We start from the raw sequence: 22,087 nt of genomic DNA, 5'->3' as shown, positions 1-22,087 counted from the left end.
GCGCGGCCTGGTTACGAGGCGCCGACCCGCTCGAGCAGCAGGTGGAGCTCCTCGAGCACGGTGTCGGGGAACTCCACGGGGATGAAGTGCGTGGCGTCGAGCTCGACGAACCGCGACCCCTCGATCCGCTCCGACGCCGTGCGCATGGCCCCGGATCCGGTGAGCACGTCCCAGCGGCCGGCCACGAACGTCACCGGCACGTCGATCTTCGACAGCGAGACGCGGGAGTGGCGCGAGACGTCCATCGCGAGGTGGGCGTACCAGCGCGGGTCCGTGGTGCAGAACTCCTGCATGAGCGCGCGGAGCTCCTCGGTGTCGGCGTTCGGATTGATCAGCCGGGTGCGGCGCAGCATGTTCGTGACGGCGTTCGTCCACGGGATGTTCCGTGAGACGAGGCCGATGGCCCGGCCGCCGACCAGGCCCGTGTACGAGAGCCCGACCATGATCCGCTTGGCGATCGGCCCGGGGACGTGCAGCGGGGCCAGCATCGTGCCGAACGTGTTGCCGGGGACGCCGGCCACGGCCAGGATCCCGTCGACGCGCTCCGGGTGACGGTTGGCCAGCTCGAACGCCACGGTCACTCCGGCTGACCACGCAGGGACCACGGCCGAGGTGATGCCGGCGTCGTCCATCACGGCGAGCGCGTCCTCGACGTAGGAGTCGAGGTCGACGCGACGGCTGCGCGGTCGTTCCGATCCGCTGACGCCGCGATGGTTCCAGCCGACGACCCGGACACCGCAGTCGGGACGCAGCAGCGACGGCCAGGCGTGCGGGTTGGTGCCGAGGCCGTTGCTCAGCAGCACCGTGGGGCCCTCCGCGTCGTTCGTCCACGCGCGGATGCGGGTGCCGTCGGCGCTCTCCACGTCGTGGTACCGGATGAGCGGGGTGCGGTCGCTGGTCACAAGCGCAGATTGTCCACGGTGCCGGGAGAGCGCCGCAATGCGCCCCTGCCGGGTCAGGCGGCGCCGGCCACTGCCGTGATCAGCAGGTCCGCGCCGTTCTCGGCGTGGTCGAGGAACAGGCTCGGCTCGGTGAGCTCCAGCTCGATCAGCACGGGCCCGTCGGGCCCGGTCACCAGGTCGACGCGGGCGTAGGCGAGGTCGGCGGCCGACCCGAGCTCGGGCGGCAGCGCGGCCAGCACCTGGTCCGCGACCTCGTGCTGGACGGCCGTCGGGGCGCGCGGCGTGATGACCTCCCGGCTGTCGCGGTCCTGACGCACGCCCTCGCCGCGCTCGAGCAGCGGCCCCTTGCGGATCGCGTGCGAGAACCGGCCGCCGAGGAACAGCATCGCGGTCTCACCCTCGGTGTCGACCGACTCGATGTACGGCTGCACCATGACCGTGCGCCCGGCCGCCTGGAGCTCCTCGCTGTGGGCGTAGACGTCGGCGGGGTCGCTCCACCGGGCGGTGTCGCGCGAGCCGGCCGAGATGGACGGCTTGACCACCCACTCGGCGGCGTCCGGCAGGGGGTCGCCGGTGCGGACGTCCCACCGGGTGTCGATCACCGGGACGCCGGACTCGGCCAGCTGGCGCAGGTAGGTCTTGTCGGTGTTCCAGCGCAGCACCTCGGGCGGGTTCGCGATCTTGGGTCCCAGGCCGGCGGCCCAGGTCAGGAAGTCGTCGCGGCGCAGCACGTAGTCCCAGCACGACCGCACCAGCACCAGGTCGTAGCCGTCCCAGTCGACAGCGGGATCGTCCCAGACGGCGACCTCGGCGGGAACGTCGTGGCGTCGGGCCGCGTCGAGCAGCAGGGGGAGGTCGGTGTCGACCGCGGCGTAGGGGCGTCCGGTGGCGAGTGCGATGGTCACACGGTCACTGTAGGAGGCGCCGCGGGCCGCGCCACATGAAGCCCAGGGCTTGATCAGACTTAAATAAAGCTATATTCTTCACTACGTGGCGATGAAGGCAGAGACTTCACTCCAGGTGGCGCTGATCGGCGACCTGGTGGGCTCCCGACGTCACCCGTCGCGGGCGGTCGCCCAGGAGCAGCTGATCGCGGCGCTCGGCGTCGCCAACGAGGTCGTCCCCGCGGTCCAGCCCCTGGCGCCCACGGTCGGCGACGAGTTCCAGGGCGTGTACCCCGACGTCGCGACGGCCGCCCGGGCCGCCCTGGTGGTCCGGCTGGCGCTCGCGGGCGACCTCGACACGCGCTGCGGGATCGGCGTCGGGAGCCTCGAGATCGTCGGCAGCAGCGACTACGGTCTGACCCAGGACGGGCCGGCCTGGTGGGCGGCCCGTGACGCCATCGTCGAGGCCAAGCGCCGCGAGGGCGGTCAGACCAAGCGCCTGCGCACGTGGCTCGAGGTGCACGAACCGGGGGACCGCGATGACACACCTGAGATCGACGTCCCGCTGGTCAACGCGTTCCTGCTCTGCCGGGACGATCTCGTGACCCGCTTCGACGCGCGCCAGCGCCGCCTCGTGCTCGGGCTCCTGCGCGGTCGCACGCAGAAGGACCTCGCTGCCGAGGAGCGGATCTCGGCGTCGGCCGTCTCGCAGAGCCTGCGTCGCGCGGGCGCGTTCTCCGTCCTGGCCGCGGACGAGCTTCTCGCCGGGAGCACGTCGTGATCCTCCTGACCCTGCTGCTGGCCACCCTCGGCACCGCCGACCTCGTGCGGCCGGAGGACCGCGCGTCCACGCGCGCCGAGGCGGCCCGCGGGGCCGTGGCCGGCGTCCTCACCCTCGTGCTGCTGGTCTGGGGCCTCGACCTCGGCGCGGCCTCCTGGGCCCTCGTGCCGATCGGGCTCGTCGTGCTCGCCGCGTGGATGGCGCTCACGCCCGTCGGCATCGTGCGCACCGACCGGCCGTGGCCCGTCGCCGGCCTCATCGCCGTCGCCCTCGCCGCCCTGGCCGTGCCCCAGCCCGGGATCGGCGACGACGGCTGGCTGGTGCGCTGGTACGACGACCTCGAGCTCGCCGCGCTGCAGGGCGTCGACGTCGAGCACTTCGTCCTCGCGGCGGCCTGCTTCGTCTTCCTCGTCGAGTCCGCGAACATCATCGTGCGGCTGATGCTCATCGGCACCGGGCCCAGCGTCATCGCCACCGAGAAGACGCTGCAGGGCGGCCGCATCCTCGGTCCGATCGAGCGGATCTTCATCCTGGCCATGGCCCTCGGCGGCCACTACGGAGCCCTGAGCGCCGTCGTCGCCGCCAAGGGCATCCTCCGGTTCCCGGAGATCTCCCGCGACACCCCGGGCGGCAGCCGGGCCGAGTACGTGCTGGTCGGCAGCTTCGTCAGCTGGGCCACCGCGCTGGTGTTCGTACCGCTCCTCTGAGAGGGCTCCGCCGGGCCGGTCGTACTCTTGGCGCATGGCGAGTGAGACCCCTGATCAGCCCGTCGACATCAAGCCGCGCAGTCGCGACGTCACCGACGGCCTCGAGCGCGCCGCCGCTCGCGGCATGCTCCGCGCCGTCGGCATGGGCGACGACGACTGGGAGAAGCCGCAGATCGGCGTGGCGTCGAGCTGGAACGAGATCACGCCGTGCAACCTCTCGCTCGACCGGCTCGCCAAGGCGTCCAAGGAGGGCGTCCACGGCGCCGGCGGCTACCCGCTGGAGTTCGGCACCATCTCCGTCTCCGACGGCATCTCGATGGGCCACGAGGGCATGCACTTCTCGCTGGTCAGCCGCGAGATCATCGCCGACTCCGTCGAGACCGTGATGATGGCCGAGCGGCTCGACGGCTCCGTGCTGCTCGCGGGCTGCGACAAGAGCCTGCCCGGCATGCTGATGGCCGCCGCCCGTCTCGACCTCGCCAGCGTGTTCCTCTACGCCGGCTCGATCATGCCCGGCAACGTCGACGGCAAGGACGTCACGATCATCGACGCCTTCGAGGCCGTCGGCGCCTGCATCAAGGGCCTCATCACGCGTGAGGAGGTCGACAAGATCGAGCGAGCGATCTGCCCGGGCGAGGGCGCGTGCGGCGGCATGTACACCGCCAACACGATGGCCTCGGCCGCCGAGGCGCTCGGGATGAGCCTGCCCGGCTCGGCCGCACCGCCCGCCCCCGACCGTCGTCGCGACGAGTACGCCCGGAAGTCCGGCGAGGCCGTCGTAGGCCTGCTGCGCCAGGGCATCACCGCGCGCGACATCATGACGAAGGAGGCGTTCGAGAACGCCATCACCGTCGTCATGGCGCTCGGGGGATCCACCAACGCGGTGCTGCACCTGCTGGCCATCGCCCGCGAGGCCGAGGTCGACCTGACCCTCGACGACTTCAACCGGGTCGGCGACAAGGTGCCGCACCTCGGCGACCTCAAGCCGTTCGGCCGCTACGTGATGAACGACGTCGACCGCGTCGGCGGCATCCCGGTGGTGATGAAGGCCCTGCTCGACGCGGGCCTGATGCACGGCGACTGCCTCACCGTCACCGGCCGCACGATGGCCGAGAACCTCGCCGAGATCGACCTCGGCCTCGACGGCGACATCATTCGTCCGCTCGACGCCCCCATCCACCGCACCGGCGGCCTGACCATCCTGCGCGGCTCGCTCGCGCCCGACGGCGCGGTCGTCAAGAGCGCCGGGTTCGACTCCGACGTCTTCCGCGGCACCGCCCGCGTCTTCGACGGCGAGCGGGCGGCCATGGACGCGTTGGAGGACGGCACGATCGTCGCCAACGACGTCGTGGTCATCCGGTACGAGGGCCCCAAGGGCGGCCCGGGCATGCGCGAGATGCTCGCGATCACCGGCGCCATCAAGGGCGCGGGGCTCGGCAAGGACGTCCTGCTCCTCACCGACGGACGCTTCTCCGGCGGCACCACCGGTCTGTGCGTCGGGCACGTCGCGCCCGAGGCGGTCGACGGCGGCCCGATCGCGTTCGTGGCGGACGGCGATCCGATCACGCTCGACATGGCCAACCGGACGCTCGAGGTGGAGATCGACGACGACGAGCTGGCTCGCCGCAAGGAGGGCTGGAAGCCGCTGCCCACGCGCTACACGTCCGGCGTGCTCGCGAAGTACCGCAAGCTGGTCAGCTCCGCGGCCGACGGCGCCGTCTGCGGCTAGGGCAAGTCCTGGTCGGCCGGGTCCATCGGTGCCACGCTGACGCCATGGACGCATCCACGCTGCGCGCGATCCAGGCGCCGCTGAAGCAGAAGTACCGGGACGACCCGTCGACCGCGGCGACGCCGCTGCGGGCGCTCGGGTCCTTCGAGTCGCCGGGCGTCAGCTGTGTCGTCGACACCTGGGCCGGTCCCGTCCGCGCCGGGCTGCACCCGGCCACCGGCGGCGACGGGAGCGAGGCGTGCTCGGCCGACATGCTGCTGCAGGCCCTGCTGGCCTGTGCCGGCGTCACGATGCGCAGCGTCGCCACGGCGATGAACGTGGAGATCAGGGGAGCGCGGCTCACCGTCGAGGGCAGCTTCGACGCCCGCGGCACCCTGGGCGTCTCCCGCGAGGTGCCGGTCGGCGTGCAGGACGTGCGACTCAGGGCCGAGCTCGACACCGACGCCGACGACGCGACGCTCGCCAAGCTCGGCGAGCTGACCGAGCGCTACTGCGTGGTCGCCCAGTCGCTGGGCGCACAGCCGTCGTTCGAGGTCACACGGTCGTGACGCGTCGCGTCACGATGTGACGCCGGACCTCACGCCTCCTGGGTGTCAGCACCCATCCACCAGGAGGAATCATGCCGAGCGCCAACCCCGCCACCACCCCGGTCTCCGTCGACGAGGACGTCATCGAGGGCCGCTACGCCGAGCTCGACGGCTACACCGTCGGGTTCGAGTCCCACAAGCAGGACGTCGATCCCGCGCCGCTGTTCGCCGGGCTGCCTGACGACCGCTGCCAGTCCCGTCACTGGGGCGTCGTGACCAGCGGCCAGATCACGTTCCGCTGGGCCGACCACGAGGAGACGTACGTCGAGGGTGACGCCTACTACGCCCCTCCGGGTCACCTGCCCCTGATGACGGCCGGCACGACGCTGGTCGAGTTCAGCCCGACCGACGAGCTCGAGGCCACCATGGCGGTCGTCGAGAAGAACCTCGAGGCGGTGTCGTCATGAGCACCACGGCCGATCTCGTGGAAGCTCCGGCCGTCGCGCAGAAGCTCATCCGCTGGCTGGAGTCCGGGACGGCTCCGGACGGGCTCTTCGCCGACGACGTCTTCGCCGACGTCCTGTTCCCGCACTGGCGGCTGCAGGCGGGCAACGTGACCGATGCCCTCGCCATCCGCAGCACCGAGCACCCGTACCCGGGGGAGGTGCGAGTCGAGCGCCTGGAGCCGACCAGCCGCGGCTTCGCGCTCGAGGTCGAGGAGCGCTGGCAGCACGAGGGCCAGAGCTGGTGCGCCCACGAGGCGTTCCGGGCCGACCTCGTCGACGGCCGGATCCAGGAGCTGAAGATCTACTGCACCGGCGACTGGGACGAGGAGGCCGTCCGGAGGCACGCCGAGCAGGTCACCCTGATCCGCCCGTGATCTCAGCCCTGGCGGGTGCCGCGGTCCTACGATGTGGCCGTGGCACCCGCACCGGCTGTCGACGATCTCCTCGATCGGGCCGACGCGGCCCGCGCCGCCGGCCGGGGAGACGACGCGAGCGCGTTGTACGACGAGGCGATCGCCCTGGCGCGCGCTGAGGACGACCTCGAGCTGTGGGCGCGCGCCGCGCTCCGGGCGGCCGAGTCCCAGGTCTTCGGCTCCGAGCCGGGGACCGTCCCCGTCCACCTCCACCAGGTCTACGACCGGACCACCGATCCGACGCTCCGTGCCCGGTTGGCCGCCGCCCTGGCGCGGAGCTGGTCGTACGCCGGGGAGCCGGCCCGGGCGAGGCCGTTCGGTGAGGAGGCCGCCCGGCTGGCGGAGGACTCCGGCGACCCCCTGCTGCTCGTCGACTGCCTCGACGCGGCCCTCGTGACGCGCTGGGGACCCGACGAGCTCGACGATCGGCGTGAGCTGGCGCTGCGACTCGGGGACGTCGCGGCCCACGTCGAGGACCCGGACCAGCGCCTCCGGGCTCACCTCTGGGCGTTCCAGGTGGCCTGCGAGGTGCTCGACCTTCCCGCCATGCACCGCCACCTCCGCGCCGTGGAGCGGCTCGGCGCGGACTCCGCCCGCGCCCGGTTCTTCGGGGCCACCCGCCGGGCGATGCTCGACGCCCTCCGCGGACGGCTCGACACGCTGCCCACGCTCCGGGCGATCGCCGAGGACGCCGTCGCCGAGGCGGGACTGGCCGACGGCTGGATGGTCATCGCGGGGATGGACGGCTTCTCCGCCTGGATGCGTGGCGACGCCGACACGTGCACGGCCGTGGCGACGGTGGTCGAGGAGTTCGCGATCGACGAGGGCCTTCCCGGCGTCCACACCGAGGCGGCACTCATCTGGCTCGGCGCAGGCCGTCCCGACCGTGCAGCCCCGCTGCTGGCGGCCGTCACTGGACCCGCCCTGGCCGACCTGGCCCGCGACGTCAACTGGCTGCAGACGATGCAGCTGGCCCTCGAGGTGGCGCTCGCCGTGGGGGACACCGACACCGTCGCCCAGGTGGCGGAGCTGCTCGGGCCGTACGCCGGCCGCGCCGTGCTGAATGCCGGCGCGGTGATGTTCCACGGCGTCACCGACGACACCTTGTCCCGGGCCTACGACGTGCTCGGGGAAGCCGACGACGCTCGCACGTGCCGCGAGCGCGCGTTGCGGACCTACCAGCGGATCGGAGCGTCGTGGTGGCACGACCGGCTCGCCGCCACGAGCGGGCCGGCGTCGTCGGCCGGCACCGCCTGGACGCTGGCACCGCAGGCCGGCGGCACCTGGCTGGTCGGCGCCGAGGGGCGGACCGCGGCCGTGCCGGCAACGCGCGGACTGGCGCACCTCCACGAGCTGCTGCGCCGACCGGGAATCGACGTGGCAGCCCTGGACCTCGCGGGTGGGACGAGCGGCTCGGTCGATGCCGGCGACCTCGGCCCGGTGCTCGACGACCAGGCGCGGACCGCCTACAAACGTCGTCTCGACGAGCTCGAGGCCGAGATCGCGGAGGCGGAGGACTGGTCCGACGCCGGGCGGCTGGCACTGCTGCGGGACGAGCGGGACGCCCTCCTCACCGAGCTCGTCGCCGCGACCGGGCTCGCCGGCCGTCGCCGCGTCGTCGGGTCGAGCCAGGAGCGCGCCCGGGTCACCGTGCGGAAGGCGATCGTCTCGGCGATCGACAAGCTCGAGGCCGTGGACCCGGTGCTTGCCCGTCACCTGCGTGAACGCGTCCGGACGGGTTCGGCGTGCCGGTACGACCCGGACCCGGACCGTCCGGTGGCCTGGACGCTCGTCGGGACGTCGCCCGACGGTCATCCACATGCTGGAACGACGCGTCTCACGACTTGACCACGCTGTCTCTACAGACGAGACTGGCGCTGTGCACGACCAGCTTCTCGTAACCGACTGACGCGACCTTGTCGCGTCACCCTCCGCATGCCTCAGGGCCGGGGGGTTTTTTCATGCAGAAGCGAGGGTCCACCATGGACCTGCAGGACGACACCAGGAGATGGACATGACCGGAACGGCCCCGGAGCAGGCCACCGCACTCGAGACGATGACGGGCGCACAGAGCCTCGTGCGGTCCCTCGAGCACGCCGGCGTCGACGTCATCTTCGGCATCCCGGGCGGTGCGATCCTCCCCGCCTACGACCCGCTGTTCGACTCCGAGGCGATCCGCCACATCCTCGTGCGCCATGAGCAGGGCGCCGGTCACGCCGCCCAGGGCTACGCGATGGTCACCGGCAAGGTCGGCGTCTGCATGGCCACGTCCGGACCCGGCGCCACCAACTTGGTCACCGCGCTGGCCGACGCGCACATGGACTCCGTCCCGATCGTCGCGATCACCGGCCAGGTGCCCAGCGGCGCCATCGGCACGGACGCGTTCCAGGAGGCCGACATCCGCGGCATCACGATGCCGATCACCAAGCACAGCTACCTGGTGACCGACCCGGACGAGATCCCGCGCACGATCGCTGAGGCGTTCCACATCGCCCTGACCGGCCGCCCGGGCCCGGTGCTCGTCGACATCTCCAAGGACGCCCTCCAGAACGCCACCACGTTCAGCTGGCCCAACGAGCTGGCCCTCCCGGGCTACCGGCCCACCACACGCCCGCACGGCAAGCAGGTCCGCGAAGCCGCGCGCCTGATGGTCGCGGCGAAGCGCCCCGTGCTGTACGTCGGCGGCGGCGTCATCAAGGCCGAGGCGGCGGCGGAGCTCGCCGTCCTCGCCGACCTCACGCAGATCCCCGTGGTCACCACGCTGATGGCGCGCGGTGCGTTCCCCGACTCGCACGAGCTGCACCTCGGCATGCCGGGCATGCACGGGTCCGTCGCCGCGGTGACGGCGCTGCAGAAGTCCGACCTGCTGATCTCGCTCGGCGCCCGCTTCGACGACCGCGTCACCGGCCTGCTGTCGACGTTCGCGCCCGAGGCCAAGATCATCCACGCCGACATCGACCCGGCCGAGATCTCCAAGAACCGCACCGCCGACGTCCCGATCGTCGGCGACTGCAAGGAGGTCATCTCCGACCTCGTCGTGATGCTTCGCAAGATCGCCGAGGAGGACGGCCTCGTCGGCGACTACACCGCGTGGAAGCAGCAGATGCTCGGCGTGAAGGCGAAGTTCCCGGTCGGCTACGACCGCCCGGAGAAGGGCCTGTCGCCGCAGCGCGTGATCGAGCGGATCAGCGAGCTCACCGGCCCGGAGGCCACCTACGTGGCCGGCGTCGGCCAGCACCAGATGTGGGCGGCGCACTTCATCGACTTCGAGCGTCCGCGGCAGTGGCTGAACTCCGGCGGCGCCGGCACGATGGGCTACTGCGTGCCCGCGGCCATGGGCGCCCAGGTGGGGGAGCCCGACAACGTCATCTGGGCCATCGACGGCGACGGCTGCTTCCAGATGACCAACCAGGAGCTCGCCACCTGCGCGATCGAGGGGATCCCGGTCAAGGTGGCCGTCATCAACAACTCCTCGCTCGGCATGGTGCGCCAGTGGCAGACGCTCTTCTACGAGGGCCGCTACTCCAACACCGACCTGAACACGGGCGGCGAGGACATCGGCGCGCGCCGCATCCCGGACTTCGTCAAGCTCGCCGAGGCGTACGGCTGCATCGGCCTGCGCTGCGACGACGAGGCCGACCTCGACGAGACCATCCAGAAGGCGCTCAGCATCAACGACGCCCCCGTCGTCATCGACTTCGTGGTCGAGCGCGACGCCATGGTGTGGCCGATGGTGGCCGCCGGCACGAGCAACGACGACATCAAGATCGCGCGCGACCTCGCGCCATCCTGGGAGGACGACGAATTGTGACCACCCAACACACCCTGAGCGTCCTGGTGGAGAACACCCCCGGCGCGCTCGCGCGCGTCGCCGGCCTGTTCATGCGGCGGGGCTTCAACATCGAGTCGCTGGCCGTCGGTCCCACCGAGATCCCCGAGATCTCCCGCATGACCATCGTCGTGAACGTCGACGAGCTCCCGCTGGAGCAGGTCACCAAGCAGCTCAACAAGCTGGTCAACGTCCTGAAGATCGTCGAGCTCGACTCCACGGCCGCCGTGGAGCGCGAGCTGATGCTCATCAAGGTCAAGACCGACCCGCAGACCCGCGGGCAGGTGCTCGAGACCGTCCAGCTGTTCCGCGCGAAGGTGGTCGACGTCGCCACCGACGCCGTCACCATCGAGGCGACCGGCGACTCCGGCAAGCTCACTGCCATGCTGAACGTGCTGGAACCGTTCGGCATCCGCGAGATCGCCCAGTCCGGGCGCGTGGCCATCGGCCGCGGCGCCAGGTCCATCACCGACCGCACGCTGCGGGCCGTTCCGGGCCAGCAGTCCACTGCAATCTGAGGAGAGAACCCCCGTGGCCGAGTTGTTCTACGACGACGACGCAGATCTGAGCATCATCCAGGGCCGGCACGTCGCCGTCATCGGGTACGGCAGCCAGGGCCACGCCCACGCGTTGTCGCTGCGCGACTCCGGTGTCGACGTCCGCGTCGGCCTGCCGGAGGGCTCGCGCAGCCGCGCCAAGGCCGAGGCCGAGGGCCTGCGCGTCCTGACGCCCGCCGAGGCCGTGGAGGAGGCCGACCTGATCGTCGTGCTCGCCCCCGACCACAAGCAGCGCCAGCTCTACACCGAGTCCATCGAGCCGCACCTCGTCGACGGCGACGCGCTCTTCTTCGGGCACGGCTTCAACATCCGCTTCGGCTACATCAAGCCGCCGGCCGGCGTCGACGTCTGCATGGTCGCCCCCAAGGGCCCCGGCCACCTCGTGCGCCGTGAGTTCGTCGAGGGTCGCGGCGTCCCGGACATCGTGGCCGTCGAGCAGGACGCCACCGGCAAGGCCTGGGACCTCGCGCTGTCGTACGCGAAGGCGATCGGCGGCACGCGCGCCGGCGTCATCAAGACCACGTTCACCGAGGAGACCGAGACCGACCTCTTCGGCGAGCAGGCCGTGCTGTGCGGCGGCGTCTCCCAGCTGGTCATGTACGGCTTCGAGACGCTGACCGAGGCCGGCTACCAGCCCGAGGTCGCGTACTTCGAGTGCCTGCACGAGCTCAAGCTGATCGTCGACCTCATGTACGAGGGCGGCATCGCCAAGCAGCGCTGGTCCGTGTCCGACACCGCCGAGTACGGCGACTACGTGTCCGGCCCGCGGGTCATCGACGAGCGCGTCAAGGAGAACATGCGCGCCGTGCTCGCCGACATCCAGGACGGCACGTTCGCCCAGCGCTTCATCGACGACCAGGACGCCGGCGCGCCGGAGTTCAAGCAGCTGCGCGAGAAGGGTGCGCAGCACCCGATCGAGTCCGTCGGCAAGGAGCTGCGCGGCCTGATGGCCTGGGTCAAGAGCGACGACTCCGACTACGTCGAGGGCTCTGCTGCCCGCTGACGTCAGCGACATCACGGAGCGCCTGCGGGCGGCCGGGTGCGTCTTCGCCGAGGACGAGGCCCGGTTGCTGGCAGGCGCTTCGTCGTCCCCGGACGAGGTCGAGGCACTGGTGTCCCGGCGCGTTGCCGGTGAGCCGCTCGAGCAGATCCTGGGCTGGGCGGAGTTCTGCGGCGAGCGCGTCGCTGTGGAGCCGGGCGTCTTCGTGCCACGGCGCCGCTCGGAGCTGCTCGTGGACGTCACGGTGGGGCTGCTCGAGGGGGAGCGGGTGGTCCTCGTCGACCTCTGCTGCGGGTGCGGCGCCATCGGCCGGGCGGTCGCCCGTCGTGCCGGCGTGGAGCTGCACGCCGCGGACGTCGACGCCGCGGCCGTGCGCTGCGCCCGGGCGAACCTCGACGGACTCGGCACCGTCCACGAGGGCGACCTGTTCGACGCGCTGCCCGACGACCTGCGCGGCCGGGTCGACGTGGTCGTCGTGAACGCGCCGTACGTGCCCACCTACGCCATCGCCGCGATGCCGCCCGAGGCCCGCGACCACGAGCCGCGGGTCGCCCTGGACGGTGGGGCGGACGGCGTCGACGTCCACCGCCGCGTGATCGACGGCGTCCACGCCTGGCTTCGACCGGCCGGCCACCTCGTCATCGAGACCGGACGCGAGCAGTCGGCCCTCACCGTCGCGGCGATGGAGCAGGCCGGCCTGACGGCTGAGGTCGTCACCGACGACGACCGCGACGCCACCGCCGTGGTGGGCGTCAGGCGATGAGGTCGAGGCGGGGGCCGACGGGGGAGTCGTCGGCCGGGCGGCCCGCGGCTGCCAGGGCGAGCCGGCGGACGGCCTCGTCCATCACGTCCGGCTCCTGGGTGAACGGCAGGCGCAGGTAGCCCTCGCCCGCCGCCGGGGACGAGGTGAAGAACCGCGGACCGGGCGTCAGCAGCAGCCCGTGGTCCCGCGCAGCAGCGACCAGGTGCGTCGACGTCCGCTCGGGCAGCGTCACCCACAGCGACAGCCCGCCGGCAGGGGAGCGGACGCCGACGTCCGGCAGGTGCGTCGCCAGGGCGGCGAGCAGGTGGTCCCGCTGCGTCCGCAATGACGCCATCGCGCTGGCGATCACCGGCTCGGGGTCCTGCAGCAGCTCGGCCAGCACGAGCTGTTCGAACGGCGCCGTGCCGAGGTCGTGCGTCATGCGCGCCTGGATCAGCGGCATCACCAGGTCGTGCGGCGCCCGGATCCAGCCGATCCGCAGCCCGCCCCAGAAGGTCTTCGACGCCGAGTCCACCAAGAGCGTGGTGCGCCCGTTCCCTGCGAAGGACGGCGGCAGGTCGACGCCGTCGAGATTGACGTCGCGCAGCGACTCGTCGACGACGGCCAGGGTCTCGCCGCGACGGAGCTCGTGGGCGAGCCGCTCGCGCGTACCGCCGTCCATCACCGCGGCCGTCGGGTTGTGGAAGTCCGGGATCAGGTAGGCCGCCCGGTGCCGCGCGCCACGCAGGGTCGCGGTGGCCGACTCGAGGTCCCAGGGCGTCTCGCCCACGGGCATCGTGGTCAGTCGCGCGCCCGCAGACACGAGGGCCTCGTGGGCGTGCGGGTAGCTGACCGGCTCGACCAGCACGCGGTCCCCGGCGCCGACGAACGCCCGCGCGACGAGCGAGATCGCGCCCAGCGCGCCGTTCGTCACGACGATCTGGTCGGGGGTGGTCGGCAGTCCACGCGCGGTGTACCGCTCGGCGATCAGCTCGCGCAGCACGGGCAGCCCGTCGGGCAGGTAGCCGGTGGTGGAGAGGAGGCCCGGCAGGCGGTCGATCGCGGTCTCGTAGGCCCGCCCGAGACCGGCGGGCGCCACCGGCGCCGAATAGGTGAGCGCGATCGTGGAGTCGTCGTCCGCCTCGACGATGAGGCTGCTGGCGCTCGAGGTCGCGAACGGCACATGGACCACGCTGCCGGAGCCACGACGCGACTGGATCAGGCCGGCGTCGCGGAGCTCGGCGTACACGCGGGTGGTGGTGGTGCGGCTCAGGCCCGTGGCGGCGGCGAGCTCGCGCTCGCTCGGCAGCCGGGCGCCGTCGAGGATCCGGCCGTCGACGATCAGCATGCGGATCTGCTCGGCAAGGTCGCGGTAGGCGGGCGCCGTGGGGGCGGTCAGCATGCCGGCGAGCCGGGCCGCGGACAGGGTCATGGCCATGAGGCCACTCTCTCACGATTGGACCTGTAGAAAAGGGCCAATTGTCACCAGACTGGCCTCATGCTCCTGCTCGTGCTCCTCGTCGTCGGACTGGTCGGCATCCTCGCCGCACTGGTCGAGACGGTGCGTCTGGACGGGTACGGGCACCGGCCGCCGCCGCGCAGCCACCGGCACGAGACCGAGGACGACCCCTGGACGGTCGGCCACTGATGGCCGCGTCCTACGAGCCGAACGTGCTGAGCCCGATCGGCCAGCTCCGGGCCGGCCGGATGCCACGGCGCCTCGTCCAGCTCGTCGTCGGCCTGGTGCTCTACGGCTTCACGATGGCCCTGATGGTGCGCGGCGACCTCGGCCTCGACCCGTGGGACGTGTTCCACCAGGGCGTCGCCGAGCACGTGCCGCTGACGTTCGGCCAGGTGGTCAACGTGGTCGGCGCGCTCGTGCTCCTGCTCTGGATCCCGCTGCGCCAGGTGCCCGGCCTGGGCACGATCCTGAACGTCATCTTCATCGGCCTCGCCGCGGACGCGGGTCTGGCCCTGGTGGACCGTCCGGACGAGCTCTGGGCGCGCATCGCCCTGATGGTCGTCGGCATCGCCGGCAACGGCCTGGCCGGCGCGCTCTACATCGGGGCGCACCTCGGCACCGGTCCCCGCGACGGCCTGTGGCTCGGCCTCGTCCGCCGCACCGGCCGCAGCATCCGGCTGTGGCGCACGCTCATCGAGCTGACCGTGCTCGCCGTGGGCTTCCTCCTCGGCGGCACCGTCGGCCTCGGCACCGTGCTCTACGCGATCGCGATCGGCCCGACCGTGCAGCTGTTCCTGCCGCTGGTGCAGGTGAGGCTGAGGGACCCGGTCAGCGACGCGTCGCGATGAGCAGCGAGGCGTCGGGATCGATGAGCATCTCGACGGCGGTGAAACGGTCGTCGGTCAGCCACTGCTCGCGCACGCCGTCGACCTGACCGTCGACGATCGGCGGCCAGGACGTGGACGGCTCGAAGTCGTCTAGCACCGCGATACCGCCGGTCTCGAGCAGGTCGGCCAGCACGTCGATGCTCTCCATGACCTCGCGCACGTCGACGAACAGCAGCGAGAACGGGGCGTACTGCTCCAGCGTGGTCCAGTCGCCGGCGACGACGTCGACGTTCTCGACGTCGGCAAACAGCTTCTGCACCTCCTCGGCCAACGCGGGGTCGACCTCGGCCGTCACGATGCGGGCGCCCTTGCGCGCACCGCTCGACAGCCACGCCGACCCGACGCCGCAGCCGGTGCCCAGCTCGGCCAGCGTGCCCTCACGGGACGCGGCGAGCGCCGCGAGCAGGCGACCGGTCTCGTGCCGGGTCGAGGTGATGAAACCTCGCTGCCGGGAGAGGTCGAGCGTGCTCGCCACGAGGGCTGGGACGTCGGCTGGTGCGCTCACGGCGTCAGTCTCGCACGCTGGCGCCGCGGCGCAGCCCGATCACGTCTCGCTCGATGAGACGCGCCGACCCGAAGTGCCCGACAGCGGGCCTTTCAGCGGTTATGCTGGGCTCGTGCGGAAGCAGCTCGTAGTCATCGCTTGCCGCGGCAGGGCCTCATAGGGCCGCTCCCTGCCGCGGAGTTCCGGCGTTGGCCCGACGTTTCCGCCGCAGGGATCGATGATCACGACCTGATCTCACTCTCCTGAACTCTCGGTTGATCACCGGGCAAGTGGCCCCGACGGAATCGTCGGTCCGTCCGGACCCCACATCACCCGTATCCCGAGACCAAGGAGACTCACCATGGACCCCCAGCTGATCGAATGGGGCCCCGCTCATCTGCGCGACGAGGCACCGGTCCTCGACGTCGAGCCCCTCGACCGACCTGACGACAACTGATCGTCCAGAATTCGGACGCGAGTTTCAGATCCTGAGACTCGCTGCCTAGGATGACGCCATGACCACCCGCTTCTCGCTCGCCGTCGTGCCCGGAGACGGCATCGGCCCCGAGGTGACCTCGCAGGCCCTCACGGTGCTCGACGCTGTCGCCGCCGACCACGACGTCGCCTTCGAGCGCACCGAGTACGACCTCGGCGCGCGGCGCTGGCACGCGACCGGCGAGACGCTGCCCGAGACGGTCCTCGAGGAGATCCGCGGCCACGACGCGATCCTGCTCGGCGCCATCGGCGACCCGAGTGTGCCGTCCGGCGTGCTCGAGCGTGGTCTGCTCCTCCGGCTGCGGTTCGAGCTGGACCACTACGTCAACCTGCGGCCGTCGAAGCTGTACCCCGGCGTCCCGACGCCGCTGGCCGGCAGCGTCACGGATCGGGGAGACATCGACTTCGTGGTCGTCCGCGAGGGCACCGAGGGCCCGTACGTCGGCAACGGCGGCGCGATCCGCGTCGGCACGCCGCACGAGATGGCCACCGAGGTCAGCGTGAACACCGCCTTCGGCGTCGAGCGCGTCGTCCGCGACGCCTTCGCCCGGGCCCAGGCGCGCCCGCGCAAGAAGCTCACGCTGGTGCACAAGAACAACGTCCTCGTGCACGCCGGCCACCTCTGGAAGCGCACGGTTGACGCCGTCGCGACCGAGTTCCCGGACGTCACCACCGACTACCTGCACGTCGACGCGGCCACGATCTTCCTGGCCACGGACCCGGCGCGCTTCGACGTGATCGTCACCGACAACCTGTTCGGCGACATCCTCACCGACCTCGCCGCGGCGGTCACCGGCGGCATCGGCCTCGCCGCCAGCGGCAACGTCAACCCCGACCGCACCGCGCCGAGCATGTTCGAGCCGGTCCACGGCTCGGCCCCCGACATCGCCGGCCAGAGCAAGGCCGACCCGACGGCCGCGATCCTCTCCGGCGCCCTGCTGCTGGAGCACCTCGGCCTGCCCGAGGCGGCGGCCCGGATCACCACGGCCGTCGAGGCCGACATCGCCGACCGTGGCACCACCGCACGGCGCACCGAGGAGGTGGGCGAGGCCATCGCAGCGCGCGTGGCCGGAGGCGTAGCGGTTGGTTAACAACCGTTTACCCTTCGACCCAGAAAGTACTACCGTGACTGCTATGACTTCTGCCCCACCGTTCGAGCCCACCGTCGAACGCAACCCGCACCCGCGGACCGCCGGTGAGCTCGACGCGATCCTCGCCGACCCGGGGTTCGGCAACCACTTCACCGACCACATGTTCCTGGCCAAGTGGACGCCGGACGAGGGCTGGGCGTACCCGCGGATCGTCCCGTACGGCCCGCTGTCGCTCGACCCGGCCACCGCCGTCCTGCACTACGCGCAGGAGGTCTTCGAGGGCCTCAAGGCGTACGCCCACGACGACGGCTCCACCTGGCTGTTCCGGCCCGAGGCCAACGCCGAGCGCATGCAGCGCTCGTCGCACCGGCTGGCGCTCCCCGAGCTCCCGACCGAGTGGTTCATCGGCTCCATCCGGTCCCTGCTCGAGGTCGACGGCCGCTGGGTCCCGCGCGGCGAGGAGCGCAGCCTCTACCTCCGTCCGTTCATGTTCGCGTCCGAGCGGTTCCTCGGCGTGCGCCCGGCCCAGCACGTTACCTACGGGCTGATCGCGTCGCCGGCCGGCGCCTACTTCCCGAGCGGCGTGAAGCCGGTCTCCATCTGGCTCTCCACCGAGTTCAACCGGGCGGGCCCGGGCGGCACCGGTGCCGCCAAGTGCGGCGGCAACTACGCCTCCAGCCTGCTCCCGCAGCAGGAGGCCACCGAGCACGGCTGCGCCCAGGTGGCGTTCCTCGACGCCGCGGAGCACAAGTGGGTCGAGGAGCTCGGAGGGATGAACCTGTACTTCGTCCACGCCGACGGCTCCATCGTCACGCCGTCGCTGTCCGGCTCGATCCTCGAGGGCATCACGCGCGACTCGATCATCGCGCTGGCCCGCGACCTCGGCCACGACGTCGTCGAGCGCCGCGTGAGCATCGACGAGTGGCGCGAGGGCACGGCCGACGGCTCCATCACCGAGGTCTTCGCGTGCGGCACGGCCGCCGTGGTCACTCCGGTCAAGTCGCTGAAGTGGGACGGCGGAGAGGCCGTCGCGGCCGACGGCGAGGCCGGCAAGGTCACGATGGACCTGCGGTCCGCACTGGTGGACATCCAGTACGGGCGCGCCGCCGACCGGCACAACTGGATGACACGGGTCCTCGGTCCGTAGGCGGCACTCCGGCGTGGTTGGATGAGGTGACGTGAGTCACTTTCACACCACGAAGGAGGCTGCATGACCGTCGCGACCCGCACCGAGCACGATCTGATCGGTGAGCGCGAGGTTCCGCTCGACGCCTACTGGGGCATCCACACCCTGCGGGCGCTGGAGAACTTTCCCATCACGGGCATCCCGATCGGGGTGAGCCCGTTCCTGGTGGAGGCGTTGGCGGCGGTCAAGGAGGCCGCTGCCACCACCAACCACCAGCTCGGCCTGCTCGACGACGAGCGGTTCGCGGCCATCCGCCAGGCGTGCGAGGAGATCCGCTCCGGCGAGCTCCACGACGAGTTCGTCGTCGACGTCATGCAGGGCGGGGCCGGCACGAGCACGAACATGAACGCCAACGAGGTGATCGCCAACCGCGCGCTCGAGCTGCTCGGGCACAAGAAGGGCGACTACCACCACGTGCACCCGAATGAGCACGTGAACCTCAGCCAGTCCACGAACGACGTCTACCCGACGGCCATCAAGATCGCGATCATCCTCGCCACGCACTCGCTGCTGTCGGCGATGGAGATCCTGCAGGCGTCGTTCATGCGTAAGGCCGAGGAGTTCCGCGACGTCCTCAAGATGGGCCGCACGCAGCTGCAGGACGCCGTGCCCATGACGCTGGGCCAGGAGTTCGCCACGTACGGCGTCATGCTCGGCGAGGACCACAGCCGGCTGTCCGAGGCCGTGATGATGCTGCACGAGATCAACCTCGGCGCCACGGCCATCGGCACCCAGCTCAACGCCCCGGTCGGCTACGTGCCCATCGCGTGCGAGCACCTGGCCAAGCTCACCGGCCTGCCGCTGGTCAGCGCCGTCGACCTGATCGAGGCCACGCAGGACTGCGGTGCCTTCGTCCAGCTGTCCGGTGTGCTCAAGCGCGTCGCCGTGAAGCTCTCCAAGATCTGCAACGACCTGCGGCTCCTGTCGTCCGGGCCACGCGCCGGGCTCAACGAGATCAACCTGCCGGCGGTCCAGGCCGGGTCAAGCATCATGCCGGGCAAGGTGAACCCGGTCATCCCGGAGGTCGTCAACCAGGTGGCCTTCCAGGTCATCGGCAACGACGTGACCGTCTCGATGGCGGCGGAGGGCGGCCAGCTGCAGCTCAACGCGTTCGAGCCGGTCATCTGCTACTCGCTGTCGGCCGGCATCTACCGGCTGCGCGAGGCGATCCTGGTGCTGGCCACGCGGTGCGTCGACGGCATCACCGCCAACCGCGAGCTGCTGCGCAGCGAGGTGGAGAACTCCATCGGTCTCGTCACCGCGCTGAACCCGTTCATCGGCTACGCGGCCGCCACCGAAGTGGCCAAGGAGGCGCTCGCCACGGGGCGCGGCGTCGCCGAGCTGGTGCTGGAGAAGGGCCTGCTGCCGCCGGAGGAGCTCGCGGCGATCCTGCGGCCGGAGACGCTCGCCAACTTGGCGCCGCCTCAGGCCTGAGGGCCGCCGCCGAAGAGGGCCGAGCGGGGGTCGTCCACGACCTCGGCCACGAGGACGTGCTCGTCGGCGTCGTAGTCGATGAGCACGCCCACGCCCGGCTGGGCGCCCGGCGCGGGGGAGAGGTCGCCCTCGTAGCCGGCGGCGATGTCGGCGAGCGTCACGTGAGCCGGGCCCACCGGGTCGTTCTCCGGCCACTCCTCGAGCAGCCGCTGCACCAGGCCGACGACGACCATGTCGTACATCGGGCGCCGGTCCTCCGGCACGCCGTGCACGACGATCTCCGGCAGGCCGAGCACGGTCAGGCCGTGGGTGCGGATGTCCTCGGGTCGCTCGGGGTCGTACTCGAAGGAGAACCAGTCGACCGCGTTCGGGGCCGGGTCGCCGGGGCTGCCGGTCACGACGCGCGGGATCTGCAGGTCGAGGGCCAGACCGTCGTGCTCGGCCGCGAGAGCCAGGGCCTCGCGGCGCAGCTCGTGCCAGACGTCGCGGACCTGGTCCGGCTCGAGCGTCGCCGAGACCAGCCGCTGGTGCGGCAGCTCCGTCATCCGATCGAGGTCGGCCACGCTGCTCCCGCGCAGGCGCAGCAGCGTCCGTTCGGGCAGGGGAACGAGGTCGTCGCGGTCCAGCGGATCGGCGGTGAGCACCACGAACGCGATGGTCAGCCGCTCAGGCACCGGGACGGGTCTGGTGCTCATAGAGCGGCCAGTCTAGACTCTCGGCCATGCAGCACATCGTCATCATCATTGACAGGCGCGACGGGTAAGCACCACCACCCGCCGCGCGCCTCCCATGCTTGGGGGGCATTTTTTATTGGCACAGCTGTTGCACGAGACGCGAAGGAACCGGACCAGTGAACGCAGGACGCCACGACGTGAGCGACTTCCACGTGTACGACACGACGATGCGCGACGGCGCGCAGCAGGAGGGGCTCAACCTCTCCGTGCAGGACAAGCTGCACATCGCGCGCCACCTCGACGACCTCGGCGTCGGCTACATCGAGGGCGGCTGGCCCGGCTCCAACCCCAAGGACACCGAGTTCTTCGCGCTCGCGGCCAAGGAGCTCGACCTCGAGCACGCGACCCTCGCGGCGTTCGGCGCCACCCGGCGCCCGGACGCCTCCGCGGCCGACGACGGCCTGGTCGCCGCGCTGCGCGAGTCCGGCGCGTCGGTCGTGACCCTGGTGGCCAAGAGCCACGACAAGCACGTCGAGCTGGCCCTGCGCACCACGCTGGAGGAGAACCTCGCGATGGTGCGCGACACCGTGCAGCACCTGCGCGAGGAGGGCCAACGGGTCTTCGTCGACTGCGAGCACTTCTTCAACGGCTACCTCGACAACCGCGACTACGCGCTCGAGGTCGTCCGCACCGCCGCGGAGGCGGGGGCCGAGGTCGTCGTGCTCTGCGACACCAACGGCGGCATGCTCCCGCACCAGGTCGGCGAGATCGTCGCCAACGTGATGGCCACCGGCGCGCGGCTGGGCATCCACGCGCACAACGACACCGGCTGCGCCGTCGCCAACTCGATGGCCGCCGTGCTGGCCGGCGCGACGCACCTCCAGGGCTGCATCAACGGCTACGGCGAGCGGACCGGCAACGCCGACCTCGTGACGTCCGTCGCCAACCTCGAGCTCAAGCTCGGCATGTCCGTGCTGCCCGAGGGCCGCCTGGCCGAGGCCACGCGCATCTCGCACGCCATCTCGGAGATCACCAACTACCCGCCGTCGGCCCGCCAGCCGTACACCGGCGTCTCGTCGTTCGCGCACAAGGCCGGCCTGCACGCGAGTGCGATCCGGGTCGACCCGAACCTGTACCAGCACATCGATCCCGCGCTCGTGGGCAACGACATGCGCCTGCTGGTCTCGGAGATGGCGGGCCGCGCCACGATCGAGCTCAAGGGCAAGGAGCTGGGCTACGACCTGACCGGCGACCCGGAGCGGCTCGCCCGCCTCACCGACCGGGTGAAGTCGATGGAGCAGCAGGGCTACACGTTCGAGGCGGCCGACGCGTCGTTCGAGCTGCTGCTCGCCGAGGAGATGGGCACCCGCCCGCAGTACTTCGACATCGAGTCCTGGCGGGTCCTGGCGGAATCTCTTCCGGGCTCGCTCGACGCGATCTCCGAGGCCACCGTGAAGCTGCGGGCCGGCGGACAGCGGCTCGCCGTCATCGGCGAGGGCAACGGCCCGGTGAACGCGCTCGACCACGCACTGCGACAGGCCATCGAGCAGCTCTACCCGGACGTCGCCCGGTTCCACCTGATCGACTTCCGCGTGCGGATCCTCGACCAGGGGCACGGCACCGACGCCATCACGCGCGTGCTGATCGAGACCACGGACGGCAAGGACTCCTGGGTCACCGTCGGCGTCGGCCCGAACATCATCGAGGCGTCGTGGCAGGCGCTGGTCGACGCCGTCACGTACGGTCTCCGGCTGCACGCGGTGACGCCGCAGACCGTCTGACCGCCCTACGATGCTC

Annotated in this window: 22 protein-coding genes; 17 read left to right on the top strand and 5 right to left on the bottom strand. The window is 71.4% G+C overall.

All coding sequences use genetic code 11. The features are described from left to right. Positions 1-11: 11 nt before the first annotated feature. Complete coding sequence (locus FHP06_RS07105; RefSeq protein WP_187271827.1) at positions 12-902, bottom strand: alpha/beta fold hydrolase; 891 nt, start codon at positions 900-902, stop codon at positions 12-14. A gap of 53 nt (positions 903-955) precedes the next feature. After that, complete coding sequence (locus FHP06_RS07100) at positions 956-1,807, bottom strand: ATP-grasp domain-containing protein (protein ID WP_147685269.1); 852 nt, start codon at positions 1,805-1,807, stop codon at positions 956-958. Positions 1,808-1,898: 91 nt separating this feature from the next. Between FHP06_RS07100 and FHP06_RS07095 the strand changes: the two genes are divergently transcribed. The 11 genes from FHP06_RS07095 to FHP06_RS07045 all read left to right on the top strand — a co-directional run bounded on the left by FHP06_RS07095 (position 1,899) and on the right by FHP06_RS07045 (position 12,598). Further along, positions 1,899-2,567 (top strand): SatD family protein, encoded by a 669-nt coding sequence (locus FHP06_RS07095; protein WP_230973455.1) that lies wholly within the window; start codon positions 1,899-1,901, stop codon positions 2,565-2,567. Beyond that, positions 2,564-3,274, top strand: coding sequence for a hypothetical protein (locus tag FHP06_RS07090; RefSeq protein ID WP_147685266.1), 711 nt, complete (start codon positions 2,564-2,566; stop codon positions 3,272-3,274). The genes FHP06_RS07095 and FHP06_RS07090 overlap by 4 nt, the downstream gene beginning before the upstream one ends. 34 nt (positions 3,275-3,308) lie before the next feature. Continuing rightward, the gene (ilvD, locus tag FHP06_RS07085; protein ID WP_147685264.1) at positions 3,309-5,003 is read left to right on the top strand and encodes a dihydroxy-acid dehydratase; all 1,695 of its coding nucleotides are present in this window, start codon (positions 3,309-3,311) and stop codon (positions 5,001-5,003) included. Between the two features lie 44 nt (positions 5,004-5,047). Further along, positions 5,048-5,551: an OsmC family protein gene (locus FHP06_RS07080; protein ID WP_147685262.1), complete on the top strand. Its 504-nt coding sequence runs from the start codon at positions 5,048-5,050 to the stop codon at positions 5,549-5,551. A 71-nt stretch (positions 5,552-5,622) separates the two neighbouring features. After that, positions 5,623-5,997, top strand: coding sequence for a cupin domain-containing protein (locus tag FHP06_RS07075; protein WP_147685260.1), 375 nt, complete (start codon positions 5,623-5,625; stop codon positions 5,995-5,997). Next, complete coding sequence (locus FHP06_RS07070; RefSeq protein WP_147685259.1) at positions 5,994-6,410, top strand: hypothetical protein; 417 nt, start codon at positions 5,994-5,996, stop codon at positions 6,408-6,410. The genes FHP06_RS07075 and FHP06_RS07070 overlap by 4 nt, the downstream gene beginning before the upstream one ends. Positions 6,411-6,449: 39 nt before the next feature. After that, entirely contained in the window at positions 6,450-8,297 is a 1,848-nt protein-coding gene (locus FHP06_RS07065) for a hypothetical protein (RefSeq protein WP_147685257.1), read from the top strand. 160 nt (positions 8,298-8,457) lie between these two features. Beyond that, complete coding sequence (locus tag FHP06_RS07060; RefSeq protein WP_407921280.1) at positions 8,458-10,260, top strand: acetolactate synthase large subunit; 1,803 nt, start codon at positions 8,458-8,460, stop codon at positions 10,258-10,260. Beyond that, positions 10,257-10,796 (top strand): acetolactate synthase small subunit, encoded by a 540-nt coding sequence (ilvN, locus tag FHP06_RS07055; RefSeq protein WP_147685253.1) that lies wholly within the window; start codon positions 10,257-10,259, stop codon positions 10,794-10,796. Before FHP06_RS07060 ends, ilvN begins: the two co-directional genes overlap by 4 nt. 13 nt (positions 10,797-10,809) lie before the next feature. After that, positions 10,810-11,838: a ketol-acid reductoisomerase gene (gene ilvC, locus FHP06_RS07050; RefSeq protein WP_147685251.1), complete on the top strand. Its 1,029-nt coding sequence runs from the start codon at positions 10,810-10,812 to the stop codon at positions 11,836-11,838. Continuing rightward, positions 11,825-12,598: a putative protein N(5)-glutamine methyltransferase gene (locus FHP06_RS07045; RefSeq protein ID WP_147685249.1), complete on the top strand. Its 774-nt coding sequence runs from the start codon at positions 11,825-11,827 to the stop codon at positions 12,596-12,598. Before ilvC ends, FHP06_RS07045 begins: the two co-directional genes overlap by 14 nt. On the opposite strand, the gene yczR is transcribed toward FHP06_RS07045, so the two are convergent. Further along, positions 12,588-14,015, bottom strand: a complete 1,428-nt coding sequence (gene yczR, locus FHP06_RS07040) for a MocR-like transcription factor YczR (protein ID WP_147685247.1) — start codon at positions 14,013-14,015, stop codon at positions 12,588-12,590. The two genes, FHP06_RS07045 and yczR, sit on opposite strands and share 11 nt — an antisense overlap. Positions 14,016-14,075: 60 nt before the next feature. On the opposite strand from yczR, the gene FHP06_RS15950 reads away from it, so the two are divergent. Together FHP06_RS15950 and yczE are read left to right on the top strand one after the other, a co-directional pair. Continuing rightward, positions 14,076-14,225 (top strand): hypothetical protein, encoded by a 150-nt coding sequence (locus tag FHP06_RS15950; RefSeq protein WP_187271826.1) that lies wholly within the window; start codon positions 14,076-14,078, stop codon positions 14,223-14,225. Continuing rightward, positions 14,225-14,887 carry a membrane protein YczE gene (gene yczE / locus FHP06_RS07035; RefSeq protein ID WP_147685245.1) on the top strand — a complete coding sequence of 221 codons (663 nt, stop codon included), beginning with the start codon at positions 14,225-14,227 and terminating at the stop codon, positions 14,885-14,887. The genes FHP06_RS15950 and yczE overlap by 1 nt, the downstream gene beginning before the upstream one ends. On the opposite strand, the gene FHP06_RS07030 is transcribed toward yczE, so the two are convergent. Further along, positions 14,868-15,431 (bottom strand): O-methyltransferase, encoded by a 564-nt coding sequence (locus FHP06_RS07030; protein ID WP_147685243.1) that lies wholly within the window; start codon positions 15,429-15,431, stop codon positions 14,868-14,870. The two genes, yczE and FHP06_RS07030, sit on opposite strands and share 20 nt — an antisense overlap. Positions 15,432-15,925: 494 nt before the next feature. Here FHP06_RS07030 and FHP06_RS07025 point away from each other — a divergent pair, with 494 nt between their 5' ends. From FHP06_RS07025 to aspA, 3 genes are all read left to right on the top strand, one after another. Beyond that, positions 15,926-16,996: a 3-isopropylmalate dehydrogenase gene (locus FHP06_RS07025; protein ID WP_147685241.1), complete on the top strand. Its 1,071-nt coding sequence runs from the start codon at positions 15,926-15,928 to the stop codon at positions 16,994-16,996. 43 nt (positions 16,997-17,039) lie between these two features. Further along, positions 17,040-18,143 carry a branched-chain amino acid aminotransferase gene (locus FHP06_RS07020; RefSeq protein WP_147685239.1) on the top strand — a complete coding sequence of 368 codons (1,104 nt, stop codon included), beginning with the start codon at positions 17,040-17,042 and terminating at the stop codon, positions 18,141-18,143. A gap of 63 nt (positions 18,144-18,206) precedes the next feature. Next, complete coding sequence (gene aspA, locus FHP06_RS07015; RefSeq protein ID WP_147685237.1) at positions 18,207-19,616, top strand: aspartate ammonia-lyase; 1,410 nt, start codon at positions 18,207-18,209, stop codon at positions 19,614-19,616. Here aspA and FHP06_RS07010 read toward each other — a convergent pair. Further along, entirely contained in the window at positions 19,607-20,311 is a 705-nt protein-coding gene (locus FHP06_RS07010) for a hypothetical protein (RefSeq protein ID WP_147685235.1), read from the bottom strand. The two genes, aspA and FHP06_RS07010, sit on opposite strands and share 10 nt — an antisense overlap. 176 nt (positions 20,312-20,487) lie before the next feature. On the opposite strand from FHP06_RS07010, the gene cimA reads away from it, so the two are divergent. Beyond that, positions 20,488-22,071: a citramalate synthase gene (cimA, locus tag FHP06_RS07005; RefSeq protein WP_147685233.1), complete on the top strand. Its 1,584-nt coding sequence runs from the start codon at positions 20,488-20,490 to the stop codon at positions 22,069-22,071. Positions 22,072-22,087 lie beyond the last annotated feature (16 nt).

It is taken from the genome of Aeromicrobium terrae (assembly GCF_008039565.1).
Classification (GTDB): Bacteria; Actinomycetota; Actinomycetes; order Propionibacteriales; family Nocardioidaceae; genus Aeromicrobium; species Aeromicrobium terrae.
This window is presented reverse-complemented; position numbering and strand designations above follow the sequence as displayed.

Excerpts from the sequence above, each read along its gene's own strand:
- FHP06_RS07070 (WP_147685259.1), top strand. The coding sequence starts at position 5,994 with ATGAGCACCACGGCCGATCTCGTGGAAGCTCCGGCCGTCGCGCAGAAG.
- FHP06_RS07025 (WP_147685241.1), top strand. The coding sequence starts at position 15,926 with ATGACCACCCGCTTCTCGCTCGCCGTCGTGCCCGGAGACGGCATCGGC.
- FHP06_RS07080 (WP_147685262.1), top strand. The coding sequence starts at position 5,048 with ATGGACGCATCCACGCTGCGCGCGATCCAGGCGCCGCTGAAGCAGAAG.
- ilvD (WP_147685264.1), top strand. The coding sequence starts at position 3,309 with ATGGCGAGTGAGACCCCTGATCAGCCCGTCGACATCAAGCCGCGCAGT.
- FHP06_RS15950 (WP_187271826.1), top strand. The coding sequence starts at position 14,076 with ATGCTCCTGCTCGTGCTCCTCGTCGTCGGACTGGTCGGCATCCTCGCC.
- aspA (WP_147685237.1), top strand. The coding sequence starts at position 18,207 with ATGACCGTCGCGACCCGCACCGAGCACGATCTGATCGGTGAGCGCGAG.
- FHP06_RS07095 (WP_230973455.1), top strand. The coding sequence starts at position 1,899 with ATGAAGGCAGAGACTTCACTCCAGGTGGCGCTGATCGGCGACCTGGTG.
- FHP06_RS07075 (WP_147685260.1), top strand. The coding sequence starts at position 5,623 with ATGCCGAGCGCCAACCCCGCCACCACCCCGGTCTCCGTCGACGAGGAC.
- FHP06_RS07010 (WP_147685235.1), bottom strand. The coding sequence starts at position 20,311 with ATGAGCACCAGACCCGTCCCGGTGCCTGAGCGGCTGACCATCGCGTTC.
- yczR (WP_147685247.1), bottom strand. The coding sequence starts at position 14,015 with ATGGCCATGACCCTGTCCGCGGCCCGGCTCGCCGGCATGCTGACCGCC.
- yczE (WP_147685245.1), top strand. The coding sequence starts at position 14,225 with ATGGCCGCGTCCTACGAGCCGAACGTGCTGAGCCCGATCGGCCAGCTC.
- FHP06_RS07060 (WP_407921280.1), top strand. The coding sequence starts at position 8,458 with ATGGACATGACCGGAACGGCCCCGGAGCAGGCCACCGCACTCGAGACG.
- FHP06_RS07020 (WP_147685239.1), top strand. The coding sequence starts at position 17,040 with ATGACTTCTGCCCCACCGTTCGAGCCCACCGTCGAACGCAACCCGCAC.